The organism is Microcoleus sp. MON1_C5 (genome assembly GCF_036701875.1).
Lineage (GTDB): Bacteria > Cyanobacteriota > Cyanobacteriia > Cyanobacteriales > Microcoleaceae > Microcoleus.
This window is the reverse complement of the sequence record NZ_JAUBRN010000035.1, coordinates 1-18,589: the sequence shown is the minus strand read 5'-3', so window position 1 is coordinate 18,589 and position 18,589 is coordinate 1. Positions and strand designations below refer to the sequence as shown.

17 protein-coding genes are annotated in these 18,589 nt (G+C 45.4%); 11 read left to right on the top strand and 6 right to left on the bottom strand.

Going from position 1 to position 18,589, the window contains the following annotated elements:
- Positions 1-214 precede the first annotated feature (214 nt).
- Both QUA71_RS17785 and QUA71_RS17780 read left to right on the top strand, forming a co-directional pair.
- The gene (locus tag QUA71_RS17785) at positions 215-1,150 is read left to right on the top strand and encodes a polysaccharide deacetylase family protein (protein ID WP_333286941.1); all 936 of its coding nucleotides are present in this window, start codon (positions 215-217) and stop codon (positions 1,148-1,150) included.
- Between the two features lie 193 nt (positions 1,151-1,343).
- Complete coding sequence (locus QUA71_RS17780; RefSeq protein ID WP_333286939.1) at positions 1,344-2,570, top strand: IS4 family transposase; 1,227 nt, start codon at positions 1,344-1,346, stop codon at positions 2,568-2,570.
- Between the two features lie 404 nt (positions 2,571-2,974).
- Here the strand turns inward: QUA71_RS17780 and QUA71_RS17775 are convergent, their stop codons facing one another.
- Together QUA71_RS17775 and QUA71_RS17770 are read right to left on the bottom strand one after the other, a co-directional pair.
- Positions 2,975-3,541: a Uma2 family endonuclease gene (locus QUA71_RS17775; RefSeq protein ID WP_190659327.1), complete on the bottom strand. Its 567-nt coding sequence runs from the start codon at positions 3,539-3,541 to the stop codon at positions 2,975-2,977.
- Positions 3,542-3,580: 39 nt separating this feature from the next.
- A complete protein-coding gene (locus QUA71_RS17770; RefSeq protein WP_333286937.1) occupies positions 3,581-4,645 on the bottom strand; it encodes an FAD-dependent oxidoreductase in 1,065 nt (354 codons plus the stop codon).
- A 272-nt stretch (positions 4,646-4,917) separates the two neighbouring features.
- On the opposite strand from QUA71_RS17770, the gene QUA71_RS17765 reads away from it, so the two are divergent.
- Positions 4,918-5,763, top strand: coding sequence for a YaaW family protein (locus tag QUA71_RS17765; protein ID WP_190659331.1), 846 nt, complete (start codon positions 4,918-4,920; stop codon positions 5,761-5,763).
- A gap of 43 nt (positions 5,764-5,806) precedes the next feature.
- Positions 5,807-7,285 carry an O-antigen ligase family protein gene (locus tag QUA71_RS17760; protein WP_333286935.1) on the top strand — a complete coding sequence of 493 codons (1,479 nt, stop codon included), beginning with the start codon at positions 5,807-5,809 and terminating at the stop codon, positions 7,283-7,285.
- 272 nt (positions 7,286-7,557) lie between these two features.
- Here the strand turns inward: QUA71_RS17760 and glmS are convergent, their stop codons facing one another.
- Together glmS and psaC are read right to left on the bottom strand one after the other, a co-directional pair.
- Positions 7,558-9,480: a glutamine--fructose-6-phosphate transaminase (isomerizing) gene (gene glmS, locus QUA71_RS17755; RefSeq protein WP_333286933.1), complete on the bottom strand. Its 1,923-nt coding sequence runs from the start codon at positions 9,478-9,480 to the stop codon at positions 7,558-7,560.
- A 160-nt stretch (positions 9,481-9,640) separates the two neighbouring features.
- Positions 9,641-9,886: a photosystem I iron-sulfur center protein PsaC gene (gene psaC / locus QUA71_RS17750; RefSeq protein WP_015175986.1), complete on the bottom strand. Its 246-nt coding sequence runs from the start codon at positions 9,884-9,886 to the stop codon at positions 9,641-9,643.
- Positions 9,887-10,553: 667 nt separating this feature from the next.
- Here psaC and QUA71_RS17745 point away from each other — a divergent pair.
- On the top strand, positions 10,554-10,682 hold the full coding sequence (locus tag QUA71_RS17745; RefSeq protein WP_333286931.1) for a hypothetical protein: 129 nt from the start codon (positions 10,554-10,556) through the stop codon (positions 10,680-10,682).
- A 106-nt stretch (positions 10,683-10,788) separates the two neighbouring features.
- On the opposite strand, the gene QUA71_RS17740 is transcribed toward QUA71_RS17745, so the two are convergent.
- Together QUA71_RS17740 and QUA71_RS17735 are read right to left on the bottom strand one after the other, a co-directional pair.
- A complete protein-coding gene (locus QUA71_RS17740) occupies positions 10,789-12,000 on the bottom strand; it encodes a chloride channel protein (protein ID WP_333286929.1) in 1,212 nt (403 codons plus the stop codon).
- A gap of 618 nt (positions 12,001-12,618) precedes the next feature.
- Positions 12,619-13,524, bottom strand: a complete 906-nt coding sequence (locus tag QUA71_RS17735; protein WP_333286927.1) for a CoB--CoM heterodisulfide reductase iron-sulfur subunit B family protein — start codon at positions 13,522-13,524, stop codon at positions 12,619-12,621.
- A gap of 199 nt (positions 13,525-13,723) precedes the next feature.
- Here QUA71_RS17735 and QUA71_RS17730 point away from each other — a divergent pair, with 199 nt between their 5' ends.
- The 6 genes from QUA71_RS17730 to QUA71_RS17705 all read left to right on the top strand — a co-directional run bounded on the left by QUA71_RS17730 (position 13,724) and on the right by QUA71_RS17705 (position 18,559).
- Positions 13,724-13,852 carry a hypothetical protein gene (locus QUA71_RS17730; RefSeq protein WP_333286925.1) on the top strand — a complete coding sequence of 43 codons (129 nt, stop codon included), beginning with the start codon at positions 13,724-13,726 and terminating at the stop codon, positions 13,850-13,852.
- Positions 13,853-14,426: 574 nt separating this feature from the next.
- On the top strand, positions 14,427-15,005 hold the full coding sequence (locus QUA71_RS17725) for a hypothetical protein (RefSeq protein WP_333286923.1): 579 nt from the start codon (positions 14,427-14,429) through the stop codon (positions 15,003-15,005).
- 550 nt (positions 15,006-15,555) lie between these two features.
- Complete coding sequence (locus QUA71_RS17720; RefSeq protein ID WP_333286921.1) at positions 15,556-15,909, top strand: VOC family protein; 354 nt, start codon at positions 15,556-15,558, stop codon at positions 15,907-15,909.
- 453 nt (positions 15,910-16,362) lie between these two features.
- Positions 16,363-16,617: an acyl carrier protein gene (gene acpP, locus QUA71_RS17715; RefSeq protein ID WP_006633716.1), complete on the top strand. Its 255-nt coding sequence runs from the start codon at positions 16,363-16,365 to the stop codon at positions 16,615-16,617.
- Between the two features lie 97 nt (positions 16,618-16,714).
- Positions 16,715-17,968: a beta-ketoacyl-ACP synthase II gene (gene fabF / locus QUA71_RS17710; protein ID WP_333286919.1), complete on the top strand. Its 1,254-nt coding sequence runs from the start codon at positions 16,715-16,717 to the stop codon at positions 17,966-17,968.
- Positions 17,969-18,271: 303 nt separating this feature from the next.
- Positions 18,272-18,559, top strand: coding sequence for a hypothetical protein (locus QUA71_RS17705; RefSeq protein WP_333286917.1), 288 nt, complete (start codon positions 18,272-18,274; stop codon positions 18,557-18,559).
- The last annotated feature ends 30 nt before the right edge of the window (positions 18,560-18,589 follow it).

Below are 18,589 nucleotides of genomic sequence, written 5' to 3'. Positions count from 1 at the left end.
GGAAAAAGTTCAACCATCCCACGTTTTTATGGGTTAGGGGATTTCTGGCACACAAATCTTAAATTTTTTTATCCGGATGGACTTCCCCGCGATCGGTTATTTCCAGTAGCATTTTTACTGGCAGTCCAATTTAAGATTATCCTCTTAAGTGGATTAACTTGATATCAACATAAAATCTCAAATTAACTGTGCAAGGTGTGAAGGAGACAATGACGTGACAAAATTGAAACGGCTGTGGAGGCGGCGAAAAACTTTAATCGTTGCTTTGATGGCAGCAACAGGAAGTTTTTTGCTGGGTGTGACATGGCCAATTAACTTCCGGGCAAATCAGCCCTTGCAACCGATTCAGGCGCAAGTCTTGGCCGTATCCCAGTCCCAAGAACAACAGCCGATGTCCAATATTAATAAGTTCTCCGAGGCAATCGCCAATCGAGTAGAATTTTCCCAACAGGCTCTAGCCCAAGTGCAGGCAATCCGATTTCAATCAGCCGTACCGGATCAGTTTCAAGGTACAACCATTAGTCACGCGAAACTCGACTCCCAGCGCAAGGCGATCGCCCTGACATTTGACGACGGCCCTTGGCCGAAAACAACTACACAAATCCTAGATATTCTCAAGGAAAATAATATTAAGGCTACATTTTTCTGGGTAGGAAAATACCTGAAAAATTCTCCCGAAATTGGCCAACAGGTCGCAGCAGCAGGTCACGCGATCGGCAATCACACTTGGAATCATGAATACCTTCAGTATAACGAAGACGGTGCCGATCGCGAGATCGATCGCACTTCATCCTTAATTGAGGAGTTGACCGGCATCCAAACATCGATGTTCCGCCCGCCAGGAGGCATTTTAAACAATGGATTGACAGCTTACGCTCAAAAGAAAAATTATGCAGTTGTGATGTGGTCTGCTGATTCTTTTGATTGGCGCACTCTTACGGAATCTTTAATCGACAACGTGATGAGGCAGGCAAATTCCGGCGGCATTGTGCTGATGCACGACGGCGGCGGCAATCGAGCAAGAACTGTCAAAGCTTTACCTGAGATTATTGCTCGATTGAGAAAGGAAGGGTACAGTTTCGTAACAGTTCCCGAGTTATTGCAGATGCAAGAACAAGAGTCAAAACAGCAGGAAACAGCACAAAAATAAAAATTTGGAAAAGTGGGACTTAACACCATTTTTCCATTTTTTTGTAGGTCGTGCGATCGATTTTTTCAGAACGATGGCTATATTCAGATACACACATCGAGCGACAATCGCTAGGCTATAACACAATACGGTTCACTTAAGGCTGAAAAAAGGGTAAACTAGGTATTATGTACAAAAAAGTAAATCAAGGACAGTGCCTTTAAAAAAATTATTATTAGAATCTCCCAAGCTCAAAAGTAAGGAGATATTCAAAGCTATAGAGATAGCAATTCCATCAACAGCAATAGAATTGGCGATTCTCAAAACAAAAGTTAAGGAAAAACGGCATCGCGGGCTACCATCACAACTGGTAGTATGTCTAATAATAGCAATGAGTTTGTGGTCAAAAGACTCAATGCGGGATGTGCTAAAAAATCTAATTGATGGCCTTAATGAAGTCGGGTTAAAAACTGGTAAATATTGGAAAATCCCATGTAAAGCAGCTATTACTCAAGCCAGACAAAGATTAGGAGCAGGAGTAATGAGACAGTTGTTTCATCAGTTGGTAAAACCAATGGCTACGGTTGAAACAGTAGGAGCTTTTCTCAATGGATTGAGAATTATAGCGATAGATGGAACCTGCTTAGACATCCCAGACAGTGATGAAAATGCCAGAGTTTTTGGCCGTCCAGGGAGTCGTCCAGGTACAAGAGCTGGCTTTCCAAAAGCTAGATTAGTCATTTTAGTAGAAGCAGGAACACATTTAATATTCGATGCCTTAATATGTCCATATAAGATAGGAGAAAGAGTAAGAGCTTTAAGATTATTACGCTCAGTTACCAAAGAAATGTTGTTGATGTGGGATAGAGGTTTACATTCCTATGCGATGGTAGAAGCTACTGTCAGCAAGGGTTGTGACTATTTAGGGAGAATTCCATCTAATGTTAAATTCACAAACGAAACACAACAAAAAGATGGTTCTTATTTGAGTTTGATTTATCCACCAGGTAAATTCAGAAAAAAAGGATTCCCACCTATAAAAATTAGAGTAATCGAGTATAAAATTGAAAATTTAGAGAACCCGGAAGCCGAAATTAGATATCGTTTGATTACAAGTTTGTTGGATACTAAAAAATTTCCCGCCAAGTTACTAGCTTGCGAATATCATCAACGGTGGGAAGTCGAAAATACAATAGATGAACTCAAAGTACATCTCTTAGAGCGAAAAACTCATATTCGTTCTCAAAGACCGAAGGAAGTAGTGCAAGAAATTTATGGTCTATTATTAGGACATTGGGCGGTGCGGTCATTAATTTGTCAAGCAGCTTGGGGTGCAGAGATTTCACCATTACGTCTGTCTTTTACGGGAACATTACGAGTTATTCGTCGTGCACTCCCAAAAATTCAGCGATTAGAACCACAAGAACTTCCCTTTTTTTAAGTTGGTTAACTTTGGAGATACTTGACCAAAGTTTACCGGAAATAATTCAGAGAAATAACCCAAGAGTGGTGAAAAAGCCTGTTTCAAAATTCATCTCCAAAAAAGTTCAACATAGAGGTACTGGAATAAAAATGAATCCTCCTATTTTTACTGTTTTAAGCACAGCCTAGCCTTAAGTGAACCGTATTGGGCTATAACAGAGCATCAGTTCGATCGCAAGTCGATCGATCGCGTGGAGCAAACACAACGAGATGCCATCCCCCAACTACTAGCAATGGGTTTAACGTGGAACAAGTTGCCCACGCGCTTTCTCATGTCGCTGGAAGAGGTGCAGCGATTGGGATAAAGGGCCACTACTCCAAAATAAAGCGTTAGTGCAATTCAATCGATCGAAGCTGAGGAGTTCAGAGTATGCTCACACCCCGATATAACTCCTCGATCGGCATCTCCAGCCCAATACTCGGCAGCATCACCGGATCGCCTGCTTCATAAACCACCGTTTCCCACCGCAGGGAACTCGCATCCTGCACCCGACGACGACACTCCACCCGCATCTGGTTCTGCGCGATTAAAACATACTCTTCCAACGATTCAAGCTGTTGATAATCCTCAAACTTCTCACCGCGATCAAAGTTTTCCGTCGAAGGGGATAGCACCTCAGCAATCAACTTGGGATAACGCTTCACATAACGATCTTCGCGATCGCGCGGATCGCAGGTGACAAACGCATCTGGATAGTAGAAGAACGCATCCGCATAATTCACCTTGACATCAGCCGAAAAAAACTGACAGTCACCATCGCGCAGGTGAAGGTTAATCGCAGTTATAAAATTAATACAGAGACGGCTGTGGTCATCGCTACCTCCCGCCATCGCGTACACCAAACCGCGCCGATATTCATGCCGGACGGTATTATCACGTTCGAGGGCAAGGTAATCTTCGGGGCTAAACCCAGACGGGATGGCAATCATAGCGTTAGAGGCAAAATCGATACATTAATTTTACCCATATTACCAATTTAGGCTTGCATCTAAGGGCAAATCCTGCAATTGGGAATTAATCCAATTAGCCGCCGCCAGACCCGATCGCAAAGCACCCTCTATTTGACCTTCCCCGCACAAATCCCCCGCACAAACCAGCGGCAAAGTCCCCCCAGCCGCCAAACAAGAAACAGGCAAAGGATTTCGACAAAAAGCATAGCGCCAGCGGTGAACCTGCAACCATTCCGGCTGTTTCAGCCAAGAAATTAAATATTCAGAAGTGCGATCGAGCAATTCTTGACCGACTGTTGGCAAATCGGCAGATTCTAGATGGCGATCGGCAAAAGAAGCACTGCTGTGAACCACAAACACAGGCTGCTGCGACTCAAGCCGCTTGCTGCTATCTAAGCCAATCCAAGCTAAATCAGCATCATCTCGAAAAGTAACAGCTTGCCACTGCGGATTTAGATTACTCAAATCTTGCTGTTTTGCCGCAGGATAGCCAGCCATAACGGTAATGCAAGGGTCGTACTCCACAGTACGCAATTTGTCAAGAAAATCAGATTGCAAACCGATTTCTGAATTCAAAAACATTAAGGCTTGAGGAGCAGGAATTGCTACTACAACAGCCTTAGCAATCAATTCTTGAGGCGTCTGTAAATTGTCATCAACTTCTAGAGAAAGCTGCCACATTTGGTTATCTGTAATAGAAATAGCTTGTACGCGGCGACCAAACCAAATTTCTAAACCCTCCGCTAGATACTTACCGATAGCATTCATACCCCCTGGTGCGACATAACAAGAACTAGGAATAGCAGAAAGTTTTCCCTGTCTGAATTCCCAGACAGTATCAGTCCAGAGTTTGAGGATGTCCCGATCGACCAAAGCCTCAATTAACCCCTGCACCGCATCCCCCTGCGGTTCCAGATACCGCCCCCCGTGATCGGCCCTAGTACCCTGTACGCGGCGGGTAGCAACACGTCCCCCCGCGCCGCGAGATTTCTCAACAACAGCTACAGAATAACCAGCTTTACGCAACCGTTGAGCGCAACTCAGCCCCGCCATACCCGCACCAATCACCGCAACATCGAACATAATCAATCAGTCAGCCTTGTGAATCTAAACATCAGCTTAAAGGCTGCGAGCTAAATTTGTACCTTACTGATGGCTTAAAAGAGCCGTAGCTTGCGGAACCCGACGCCATCGCCCTGCACCAAGTAGTAGAATAAAGGACAGCACGAATCCATGATTAAGACCAGATCAAAAAATGCCACTGTAGGTAAATCCTAAATCCTAATGGTTGTCAACCAGCAGCAATCTAAAATCTAAAATCTAAAATCTAAAATCGAATAGGGGAGGGCAAAATTTTGGACGAACTCAGAGCAGCACTCGAATTGACAACAGAAGAAGAATTGCAGCAACTAACAGAACTTCTGTTCAGCCGCAAGTTTAACCCTTTAGATTACGTGCAAACCCCCGCACCGATAGATGTACAAAGTCGCGATCGCCAAGCATGGCTCGACGCCGTAGAACAGCGGTTTCGCTATCTTGCAGCCGACGGGTTGACGGTACTCAGAGGGCGAACCCAACAAGTAACTTACAGACAAGCACTAATTCAAGTTTGTCGCTATCTCAAAATCCCTTATCCCAGACAGTTGTCAACCACCGACTTAGAGGCAGAAGTATTTCTGCACTTAATGGGCCGCGCGTGGAAGCGTTTACCCGCAGACGAACAGCAAGCGCTGACAGTGCGCGTACAGCGAGCGATCGTTGATTCTAAACTCTCAGAACCCCTGCCAATTTCTGCAGAAAAAGACCCGCTCGGTTTGCTGTTCAAAGGTGGCAGCGCTTTAGCTGTTAGTTCCATCTTAAAACCAATGCTGCTCAAACTAATGGCCAATCAATTTGCGCTGCATTTTGCCACCTATCAAATGGCAAAACAAGGAGTGCTTGCAGGCACTGCAACTGCAGCAACCCAGTTTCAAAATTATGTCGCAATTCAGACGGCGCGGCGCGGTATGGCGGTGAGTGCGGCTCGTTACGGTGCGACGCGGAGCGTATTTTCGTTGGTCGGCCCGGTGATGTGGACTTGGTTTTTAGCGGATTTGGGTTGGCGATCGATTTCCACGAACTACGGCCGCATTATCCCGACCATTTTTGCCTTAGCTCAAATACGCCTGACGCGATCGGAATGCGTTTGGGAACTAGCTTAACGATGGTAAATTGTAGATTTTAGATTTGAGATTGGGAGTGTGAGTGAATATCAAAAATCGGTTGAAATTAGCTGCCAAACAGACAGCCGAAAATCTCAAGTCTCGCCTCCAAAAACATCCAGATCCCCGCCTGCAAATCCCTTGGAATTTCGCTCAAGTGGGGATGCTGATTTTTCCCTTAATTCCGATTTTGGGAGCTTTAGGTTTATTCCTGGGATTGGCCGGCACTTGCAAGCAAAAGTTCCGTCAAATTAGTCGCCGCCCGTTGAATCGAGGATTCGCAATTCTGAGCGCGCTGCTAGTCATCACAGCGGTTTTTGCCCACAACCGCATTGAGGCTTTTGTAGGGTTGTACAATTTCTTGCCGTTCTTTATATTGTTTGCCGCTTTCAGCAGTTTAATTCAAACTTTGCCTCAATTGCGGCAATTGTCTTGGATAATTGTAATTAGTTCAATTCCAGTGATAATTTTAGGCCTGGGACAGCAATTTTTAGGCTGGAGCGGCATCGATCAATTGCAGCCTGTTTTTGGCTGGGTACTCGCACCCCAAGGCAATCCCCCCGGCCGTATGGCTTCTGTATTTATGTACGCTAATATTTTAGCTTGCTATCTGACAATTGCTTTTATTTTAGCACTGGGACTGTGGATGGAAGAAGTCAGTTGTCAGTTGGCAGTTGTCAGTCGTCACCACTTACCAATGCCCAATGCCCAATGGCCAATCCCCAATGCCCAATTCCTATTTTTAAGTATTGCAGTGATCGGAAATGCTCTTGCTTTGATTTTTACTAATTCTCGCAATGCTTGGGTAATGGCAGTTTTGGCAGTTTTGGCTTTTGCATTTTATGCGGGTTATAAAAAATTATTAGCTGCGGTTTTGAGTGTGGCTAGCACAATTTTTTTGTCTGCCTTTGGCCCGGAACCACTGCGGCAATCTTTACGAACAATTGTTCCGGCTTTCTTTTGGGCTAGACTCACGGACGAGATGTTCCCAAATCGGCCGACTGCTACTTTGAGAAAAACTCAGTGGGAATTTGCTTGGTCTATGACTCAGCAGCGTCCTTGGACTGGTTGGGGATTGCGAAATTTTACGCCTCTTTATCAAGCTCAGATGCAAGAATGGCTCGGTCATCCTCACAGTTTGATACTGATGTTGACTGCGGAAACGGGAATACCCGCAACGCTTTTTTTGTTTGGTTTAGTTGGTTGGGTTTTGGCTAGGGGTGTTTTGCTGCTGGGGAATTGGCCTCTTTTTCGTGGGGATATTAAACACGAGAAAATAGCAACACATGAAGTAGCAAAAAATGCTTTATTTCTTCATAAAAAATCTAGAGTTCCTATCACAAACCAGGTTGCTTATGAAGATGTAAGAGCGGCCGACCGCCTAATTTTTTTCAGTTATTTATTAGCCTTCGCCGCCTGTACGCTTTTTAACACTGTAGATGTGACGCTGTTTGATTTTCGACTCAATACTACAAGCTGGTTGCTGTTAGCCGCAATTTGCGGAGTCAGCCAGAGGGAATAGACGATCGGGCATTGGGCATCGCGCATCGGGCATCGGTTATTGGTTATTGGTTATTAGAACGAACAACCAACAACCAACAACCCACTAATGACTAATGACTGTGTATGCAAAATAAAGTTGTACACCGAAAACGCTCGAAAGCGTTGATATCTCGTACAAAACTTTACGCCTAAAGTTGTACACCAGATACCAAAACCCTTGATCAGTAAGGAGTCTGAGGTAGTGTACAACTTTATTTTCAGAATACAATGACTACTGACTAATGACTTCCTTTATTCTACCGTCACCGACTTCGCCAAATTTCGTGGCTGATCCACATCCAAACCCCGACGCGCCGCAATGTGATAAGCCAATAATTGCAAGGGAATCACTGTCACAATCGGTGACAACAATTCATCCACCAAAGGCACCGGCAAAATGTGGTCAAAAATATCGGCTTCCGCCACACCTTGCTTCGGCGTAACACCAATTAAACGGGCGTCGCGCGCCTTCGCTTCTTGAGCGTTGGAAAGCACTTTTTCGTAGACGCTTCCTGGCATGGCGATCGCCACTACAGGCACTTTTGCGTCCAAAAGGGCGATCGGGCCGTGTTTCATCTCTCCCGCCGGATATCCTTCGGCGTGAATGTAGCTAATTTCCTTCAGTTTCAGCGCCCCTTCCAAAGCAATCGGAAAGTTAATTCCCCGCCCCAAAAAAATAAAATCTTGGGTGTCTGTAAACTGGTGGGACAATTCCTCCACATACTGTTCTTGAATCTCCAGAAACTTCTCAATTTCTGCCGGCAACTGGCGCAAACCAGCAATAATTTCTGCCAATCTATCCGTGCTGATTGTTTGCCGCTGGTGCGCCAAATCCAAAGCTAAGAAATAGAATGCCATCAACTGAGTCACAAAAGTTTTAGTCGCAGCAACGCCGACTTCTATACCAGCATGGGTGTTGATTACCTGCGGCATCATGTGGGCGATCGAACTTTCGGTTCTGTTAGTAATGCCTAACATTCTCGCCCGAAATTTATCGGTAAAACCCGCGCGGCGCTGCTGTTCCATCCCCAAAGCAGCCAGTGTGTCCGCCGTTTCTCCCGACTGTGTTACCCCAATAGTTAAAGTATTTGCTGTCAGCGGTGCGGGCGCGTAGCGGTATTCAGAAGCGTACTGCACGGCAGTCGGAATATTAGCTAATTGTTCCAACAAATATTTGCCAATTAGCGAAGCGTGCCAGCTCGTTCCGCAGGCGAGAATTGAAATTTGTTCGACATCGGCGCAAAGTTCCTTGGGCAAGTTGAGATTGATGGGAGAGCGCGGATTTCCTGGCTGCCAATCGCTGTCTAAATAAGCCTCCAAACAAGCTCGGACTACGGCTGGCTGTTCATAAATCTCCTTGTGCATGAAGTGTTTGAAGCCTTGTTTTTCGACTAAAACCGGACTCCAACCAAGGATGCGCGGGCTTTTTTTCAGCCTTTCTCCTGCAAAGCTGTAAACTTCGACTCCCATCGGAGTTAGCCTTGCTAATTCGCCATTTTCCAAGGACAAAACAGTGCGGGTTTGAGATACTAAGGCCGGCGTGTCGGAAGCGCAGAAAAATTCGCCTGCACCAAAGCCAATCACCAAAGGAGCTTGCTGTCTGGCGACAATTATTTCCTCCGGAAAATCTGCACAGATAACGGCGATCGCAAAAGCTCCTTCTAATTTATTTACCGCCTTTAAAACAGTTTCCAAAAACGATAAATCAGCCACTCTTTCTGTTTTTCTATCTTTTCTTTCTTCGTTCTCCCTTCTTGCTTCTTTCAAAAATTCAGCTATTAAATGAGGAATAACTTCTGTATCCGTATCCGAGACAAATTTATGTCCCTTTGCTTTCAATTCTTTCCGCAACTCGCGATAATTTTCGACAATTCCATTTTGAACTACCGCAATTCGCCCGCTATTATCCATGTGAGGGTGAGCGTTATATTCTTCTGGTTTGCCGTGAGTTGCCCAGCGGGTGTGTCCGATGCCGATGGGAGCGGGAGAGTCTATCTCTGCTAACTTTTCCCGGAGGTTGTGCAATTTGCCCTTTGCTCGGATGCAGGTAATTTCTCCTTCGGAGATGGTAGCGAGGCCCGCTGAATCGTAGCCCCGGTATTCTAGTTTCTCCAATCCTGCTAGCAAAATCTCGCTTGCTGCTTGCGTGCCGATATAGCCAACGATTCCGCACATTTAACGTACTACTCCTGCTTAGCGATCGCAATAAAACTCAAGTTTTATCATTTTTACCTTCTTCCGGCCCCAGAATGCAGATTCCGCGACAAAAAAAGAGGGGGCAATTAAATTGCCCCCTCTTTTGTGCCCCTAATTCGATCGGCGTGTCGATCGATTTTTAGTAAGCTAGACCCATACTGCGAGTGGTTTCGGCTCCCAGGTAAACCCGGATGCTGAGAAAATCGGTAGGGCAAGCAGTTTCGCAACGCTTGCAGCCTACACAGTCTTCGGTGCGGGGAGAAGAGGCAATCTGAGCTGCTTTGCAGCCATCCCAGGGCACCATCTCCAAAACGTCAGTCGGACAAGCGCGGACGCATTGAGTGCAGCCGATGCAAGTATCGTAAATTTTGACTGAATGAGACATTGAATAAAGGCTCCCAACGAGTCACTAAAAATTTGCTTGCTCTGCGAATTAACAGATTTGACGGCGAGATGCCACCGCTATAGCCTGCACAGAGAATTAAAGGTTAGTCTACCGCAGTGCCTGGAAGCACTTCGCGAAAAAGCGACAAAACTTCACAGTTATTCACGCTGGGACTCTGATAGAACCCATTTGGGATCTCAATCATTCGCCAACCGTTTGAGCATCAGCCTTATGAAATACAAATTGAGTTTCGCAGTGACATTGGTGAGAGTCTGCTCAAAGTGCTTGACTAAACTCTTACAGCTTTACATCCAAGGATTTGACCGTTCAATCACGAGCGCGAATTGCCACCACGACAAATCCAGTTTTCCCCTCCAGCGCCATTTTTTCGGCTTTCGTTAGTTTCCGTGCGAGTTTAAACCGGATCTGGGTCATAATCTGGGGATAGAGTTTTTACTTTCTCTGGGATGAGCCGAGCCGGGTGATACCCCTTGCCCTTGCCCTTGCAGAACGATCGTCTTCGGAATATTGACGAGCCCGAGTGTGAAAGTAATCGCAGTGGTGAATCAACATTTCATCAAGCCACAGTCCTCGAGCACACTGGTTTTTGTGCAAGGGATCTGAGATATTGCACCATTATCAATAACCCTTCTATGGGCGGGCTCTCATGCCCACCCCACAAGAAAATGCACTTGTTGTGGAACAGGCCGGAAAGCCTGTTCTTAAGAATGGTGCAAAATGTGCAATGGATAAAAAACAGCAAGCTGACTGGTATCAACGGCTAGATGTTGTTTGATGCCATTGGTGCATTTGTAATGGCAGAAGCCTTGAGACTCGACACTCGCAAATTGCACGTATTTTTTACGGCTACACGGAGCTATTAGAGGATTTCTAGGCGTTTGTCAATCAATTTTACGCTGTGAGGTAATGAAGGGAGATCGGGGAGCCAAGAAGAAACCCACGAGACTAGCGAAGAGAATCGGTGTAAAAGTGCTAAATCCTGTTAATTTGGCGAGTAGCAGAGTTGTACTAATTGGAGTCCGAGTAACTGTTGAATTCAGAGCAGCCATTACACAAATCATTGCCAAAGTTTCGTTGGACGCGGGATTAATGATAGCGATTGCCTTTCCTAAACAGGCTCCTATAAAAAAGAGTGGGATGATAATCCCCCCCCGCCAGCCTCCATTTACGGTCGTACTAATGGCAAACACTTTAGCAATAACTAAAGTTAAGACAAATCCCAAAGAAAAGTTTCCCTCAACAATTTTTTCAATTTGATGTTCGCCAAAGAAACGAGTGAGCGGAAATAAAGCTGATAAAACACCCAGTGCTAGCCCAGCTAAAGTAGTTCGCACATAGATGGGACTGCGTATTGAATCAAACAAGCGACCAACACTGCGAAATACAGCGATAAAAAACCACCCCATAATTGCCCCTACGATTCCATAAGCCATCGCTGCGGCAAAGTCATAAAGGCTGTCCACATTGTATTGAGGAAAATGCCAGGTAGGGCCAATTCCAAGCTGGGTAATTCCTACAAAGATGGTGTAACTTGCACAACTTGCCACGACCGCAGGCAATATTGCTTCAAAATACTCCACAACATTCTGATGGTGCAGGATTTCTAAAGCAAAAAAAGTACCACCCAAAGGAGCACCGAACAAAACTGTAAAACCAGATGCCATGCCAGCAATACTCAAAGTTCGTAGTGCCTCTCCGGTCAATTTAAAGCGATCGGCCAACCACGTACCAATTGAACCTGTGACTTGCACCATTGGTGCTTCTGGACCAGCACTGCCTCCACTTGCAATACTGATTAGCGACGACAGAATCATCGAAGGATTTTCGTTCATGGGTAACCGCCCACCATTGAGATGAATATTGTCAATAATCAACCCTATTTCGCCAGGATTTCCCAGCCAATGAATGAGCAAACCGATGAGCAAACCAGCAAGGGGCATAATAATTAGTAGAGAAACTCCACTAAAATATTCAAATCCCTGCATTATGTAAGACAAAAACATCCAATAAGTTGCAGCAAATAAACCACAAATTATTCCTAGCATTGCCCATAGCAATACCGAACGTGTGAGATTTACTGGGTTCCGTTTCATTCCTTATTCCTTGTCAAGAGCTAGCCAGTTAGGAAGTGTTAAAAAAATATTTTGTGTAATGGTATACAACTTCTGTTTCTGTTATCTGCATATTAACCTACCAACCACCACACTTGCTATTGAGTGTAAATCTGGCTATCGAATGCGCTCTAACAATCGCAGTCAAACAAGGGCTGACAACGAACTCAGGCACAGGTTATCAGTGGTGTAGCCCCCTTGTAACGCCGTCCGTTGAAGCCCCCGCCGTTAGACTGCTTCATCTTTTGGTGGTGTCAATAGCTTAAAAAACCAATTTGGGATGTCTGATAAGGAGCTAAGATCGGGAATAAATGGGATAGTCCAGCAGCTTAACCGACAAAGAGTCAGAACTCCGCAGCGCTATTGTTGCCCCACAAGAAGAAGACTAGACTACCTATCCGCACAAAAGGACAAATTTTGGCTGGCATCTTCTATCAGCTCAAGAATGTATGAGCGCGATCGAGCTTCCCGCTAGCATTCGGGTATAATTCCGATCTAACGGGATTGCATCTTAGAAAGAACCAAAATCCTTACTACAAACCTGGATTGGATATTAGAAAGGACTAAAGTCCTTACTACAAAGCGGCGCAAATCGATCGACTAAAAGCCTAATTTTTCTAACACGGGCTTAGTTGAAACAATATGTCGATCGAGCCCTAGTTTTTTTGGCTCCACACCCAAAGCCAAAGCCACCAATTGCGACAAATGCAACACCGGCAAACTCAATTTGCGCCCGATTACTTTTTCCACCTCCGGCTGTCGCGAATCCAAATTCAAGTGACAAAGGGGACAAGGCGTTACCATACAATCAGCGCCATTGTCAAGAGCATCTTGAATATGTTTGCCTGCCATCTGAAAAGATTGGTTAGTGGCATAACTCGCCAACGGCCAGCCGCAGCACTGCGTCCGCCCTCGATAATAAACCGGAGTTGCCCCGATCGCCCGAAACACATTTTCCATCGATTCGGGTTGGTGCGGGTCATCGTAAAGCAGCTTATCCTGAGCTCGCAGCAGGTAGCATCCGTAAAAAGACGCGCACTTCAAGCCAGAAAGCTTGCGGGTGACTCGCTTCTGCACCTCGTCGAGCCCGTAATCGGCAACGATCGCCCACAACAGATGTTTCACCTCGGTACTGCCTTGATAAGGCGAACAGCCTTGTTTTTTGAGTAAACCGTTGACTTTTTCTATGTAGTTGGGATCGGTTTTTTGGCAATCCTTAAGGCGATCGTCCACATGACCGATTACGCCTTGACAAGTGCTGCAATGCGTCAGCAAAGGCAGATTCAGTTCCTCAGCCAAAGCAATATTGCGAGCGTTGACAGTATCTTCGAGTAACTGCGAATCTTCCTTGAAAGTGCCAGAACCGCAGCAAGAAGCTTTTTTGAGTTCCACCAGTTCAATCCCCAACGCTTGAGTGAGGGCTTGGGTAGACAGGTAAAGTTCGCGGGCAGCCCCTTGGGCTACGCAACCGGGAAAATAAGCATATTTGAGATTTGGGGATGGCATAATTTTTTCTGCAGGGGAGAAAAGGCAAGGGACAAGAAAGGAGAGCGATCGAAGTTGGGATGCTTCCTGCTTCGTTTACCCTCTCCATATCCTTACCTAGTTTTAGACAATTATTATCGATGAGGACGCAGTGTTCAGGTGGGTGGCGGGGCGATCGCGCTAATCTGCTTAAGGTGCTTTTGGAAACATTGCATCGCTGATGGTTCGTCTAGACACTGGAAGCGATCGCACCGTCAAAGTTATGTATCTGCGATCGCTGCTGGGCAACCAAAAAAGAGTTACTAAGTTTGCCAGTTCGCAAAGGCGAAGGGCGAGCGCACTAGCATAAGTAATTGTTAGGCGCTCAAGCATAACACATCGTTACAACCGACCCATTAGAGTGTTATGATTCAAGAGTAAATAAGCCAAGGTGGCTGAACTAAACCGTTAGCTTGCTGGGTTATAAGTGCGACTGTACTTCAATGCTGTCGGTAGTTGCAAAATCATTTGGTTCATGACATAGGGGTAGTTTATGATACTGCTTTTCATCTCAGCCAAGATGTCAAATCATGCAGTCTGGTCAAGCACAATTCCCCCAAACCGTCACAATTTACAAAGCTCCTCAAAAAGATAAAGGGCAAAAGTTACTGGAGGAGGGGTTTCAACCCACTGATTTCTCCTACAATTCTCCCTACCTTGATGGGAGTTGCTACTTTGCTGGTCCACATGACAGAAGTATTGCCGAGGAGTTCAATCAAAACTTCAAGAAGGCGTTCTTGAAGTTTTGATCAATCGGGTCAGCTACGATCAAGATTTCAAAACGCTTGAGTATCGCTATGATAGAATGAGGATTTAGAGCGGATTGAGGTAATCCTTAGTCGCCCATACTGCCTAAACATGAAGGATTTGGAGGGAATTCAATTATGTTAAACTCAATAATGTTCGACTGGCAAAAGTTAGCCCAGATCAAAGAGCTTAAAGACTACTTTGAAACAGATTTCCACGGATTTAGTAAACGGATTGAGCATCATATTCATGAATTGCAGAAAATCCCATCTAAAGAGCTTGATAACCTCGCAATTTTACGAGTTCTTGAAGTTACAAATGGTTGCACTCAATGGGGGTTTAGACGAAAAGATGAGCAATGCTTATCAGTTGAACAGACCCGTGAATGCATGAAAAAAGTGATTGGATTTATTCAAAATAAAAAAATAGATTTTCCAAGTGGAGAGTCAATTCATTTTACTTCATCCATTAAACAATTGATTGAGGAGGGACGTGAACTTTACCAAGATGCATTCAAGAAAAATATTGCCGATAAAGAGAAAGAATACTATGCCTATTCGACGGCTCAGTTCTTAGTATACGGTCGCCCACGTTTGAATGCTGCACTTCAATTAGTAAAACAGGAGTTTGAATCTCTGTTTACAACGTACTATATCGAAAAAGGTCGCAATTATATTGCCCCATATATTGAGGCGCTTCTTCCTGAAAATCCATGAAATGAGGGGAATCATCCACAATTGATGAACAAAGTGCAATCTCTGCTCTTGTAAGTTGAGTTGATGTTAAGCTGTCTAACAATTCGCTTGGAGCCGACTGGCGAAAGTCACTGGTGTAGATGCAATGGTTTTGACAGCCCCTCAATCACACCGTTAGGCGGAACAGATCGGGCCTGTTAAATTTGTAGTTTTTCAGCCGAGATTAAGCAAGCAAAGATGGTTGGCTCCGTTGTTGAGTCCAGAGAAGCTATTGGCGATCGCGAAACATAGGTAATCGTTAAGCATCTTGTAATGCAACATTTAGAAGACAATCCATCCTTTTATATGCGTGTTCAAGTACGAGTTTTAGGATGCCTGCGCGGTGGTGAAATTACCGTTATCTTGCTTCCTGGGCATGGGTTAGTGCTAAAATAACCCATACAGACTTATCTCGTTCCTGAAAGATTGAGAATACCCAATAGTGAGTTTGATGTGTTGTTCAAACATCCTGGTGCATAAATAGTTCGAGTCTTGGGTCACGATGAATCATGTCCAGAAATTGATAAAAGCAATGAGTAAAGTCCAACTGAATCTTGTTGTCATTCGCTCAGGTAACATTGAACAAGCTACTGTCTTCTATCAAAGGCTGGGTCTGTATTTCATCAAACATCAGCATGGCAATGGTTTAGAGCATTTTGCTAGTCAGGTAGGCTGTGTCACCTTTGAGATTTATCCGTGTACTGCTGGAACACTACCAACGACGGCAACTCGGCTGGGATTTCAAGTGTCTTCTGTAGATGCTGTTGTCTGTGAAGTGAAAAAGCATGGTGCTTCAATTGTTTCACCTCCTGCGGATTCAGCTTGGGGACGACGTGCAGTTGTGGCAGACCCAGATGGACATCGAGTAGAGTTGACACAGCTCTAATAATCTCGATTTGCTCAAAATTAGCCATCGATGTAACGGCTACCTTGACTAGATAATGGTCGCTGCCTATCACACGGTAGCAAGCTTCGACCTCTGGAGATTCTTAGAGGAGCGATCGAATCTTATCGCATCGATGCCCAAAAGACTTGATGGTAATGAATGTGGCGATCGGTAATCCCAGTTTTTCTGGGGAGTCCTGGACGCAAAAATTGCTTTCCAACACTATTTGTAGCGGTTAAGGTGGGTCTACACCGTCAAATAGAGTTTATGCGTCCAGGACTATTCATAAAAGCGATCGCACGCCCGCAACAGTCCTTAACTTGACACCCATGCCTAATGCCCACGGCCCACTCCCTACACAAAGGGTCAGTTAGAAAAGCGGCAACCCTTTTCCCCGAAGATCCCCCTTTCGGATAAGATTAGATACGCAGCAACCAATGAGGACACGATGTTATGAGCCAAGACGACATTTTTGCTAGAGTCCAGAAAATTGTGGCAGAGCAACTGGAAGTCGATAAGAGCGAAGTCAAGCCCGAAGCCAACTTTGCTAACGATTTAGGAGCAGATTCCTTAGATACTGTAGAGCTGGTCATGGCTTTGGAAGAAGAGTTTGATATTGAAATTCCCGACGAAGCAGCCGAAGGAATTACTACGGTTCAAGCTTCTGTAGATTTCATCAGCAGCAAACTTGCAGCTCCAAAAGCATAAAATACCTGTCTTTTCCCCTAAGAGGAGAGAAGTTAGAAAACTGGAAACTCCTCTTTTGTTCTGCGTTCTGGGTGTTTAATTTTTTGAAACTGAAATCATGACAAATTTAGAGCGTAAGCGCGTTGTTATCACGGGTCTCGGCGCGATTACACCGATCGGCAATACCTTGTCCGAATATTGGGACGGGTTGCTTGCCGGGAAGAATGGTATAGGCCCGATCACCTTATTCGACTCGTCGCGGCACGACTGCCGCTTTGCCGCAGAGGTGAAGGGTTTCGACCCACACGACTATTTAGAGCGCAAGGAAGCAAAGCGCATGGATCGCTTTGCTCAATTTGGGGTGTCAGCGAGCAAACAAGCTATTGCTGATGCAAAGTTTGAGATTAACGACCTGAACGCAGAACAGGTGGGTGTCATTCTTGGCACTGGCATTGGTGGCCTGAAGGTTTTGGAAGAGCAGCAAGAGATCTATCTAAATCGCGGCCCCGATCGATGCAGCCCGTTTATGATTCCCATGATGATTGCGAATATGGCCGCGGGGCTGACGGCGATTCACACGGGGGCTAAGGGGCCAAACTCTTGCACGGTGACGGCCTGCGCTGCCGGGTCAAATGCCGTGGGCGATGCGTTTCGCTTAGTTCAGGGGGGTTACGCCCAAGCCATGATTTGCGGCGGTACGGAAGCTGCAGTGACACCTTTGTGCGTCGCTGGTTTTGCTGCGGCGAGGGCGCTTTCGACTCGCAACGATGACCCGACTCATGCTTCTCGTCCGTTCGATCGCGATCGTGATGGTTTTGTCGTCGGCGAAGGTGCTGGCATTCTGATTCTAGAAGAAATGGAACACGCTCTGGCGCGTGGCGCGAAGATTTACGCAGAAATCGTCGGCTACGGTTCAACTTGCGATGCGTATCACATGACTTCTCCGGTACCGGGGGGGGAAGGTGCGTCGCGGGCGATGGCTTTAGCGCTCAAGGATGCGGGTTTGACGCCGGATCAAGTGAGCTATATCAACGCTCACGGCACGAGCACGCTTCCCAACGATTCTACGGAAACGAAAGCGATTAAAAAGACTTTGGGAGACCATGCTTACAAAATAGCAATTAGTTCTACCAAGTCGATGACCGGCCATCTTTTGGGCGGTTCTGGGGGAATTGAGGCGGTGGCGACGGTAATGTCGATCGCCAATGACAAAATCCCGCCGACAATTAATCTGGAAAATCCCGATCCTGAGTGCGATTTGGATTATGTTCCTCATACAAGCCGCGATCTAAAAGTTGATGTGGCGCTGTCGAATTCCTTTGGATTTGGCGGCCACAACGTGACACTGGCATTCAAGAAGTTTGTTCAGTAACGGCTAATCCGAAATTCGAGAGTTAAAAGGTAAAAAAATATTTTTTTACCTTTGTAGGGTAGGCATCTTGCCTGCCCTAACTTTCTGAAGTATAACCCGAGCGATCGTATGAATCAACCAATTATTCGATTTTTGACAACCAAAGAATTATAAAAATCTACCGTCATATCAAAAATACCAGAATGTGCTGACATCGAAAAATTTGTTGGGTTGGCAGCGCCGGAAATCGAAGCTTGGATTATTATTGCTGATTGGAATAATTCAATAGCTAAACATTGAGATTTTAGAGGCAGACATGAACGGATGCGTTGGTGGCTAAGTACACAAAGAAAACTTTCTTTTGCTCCTCCAGAATCATTTAGTGAATATGATTCTAAAAGAGATTGCTGTCGAGAAAAACTATCAAAAGCTTTAATTGAGTCAAGTGTTCAATATGAAGTCGAGCGCGATAAAGCACGCTTTTATAAAGGATACCATACACCTTCGCTCTTGATGGCAATCGATCCGAATGAAGTTCAAAAAAAATGTCCGTTATTTCGCGAACTTCAGGGGGTGACAACCCCGTCAAGACCCATAGCTAACAAAGGTTAGACCGATTTATGGTAAAAAAAGATGGGGTCA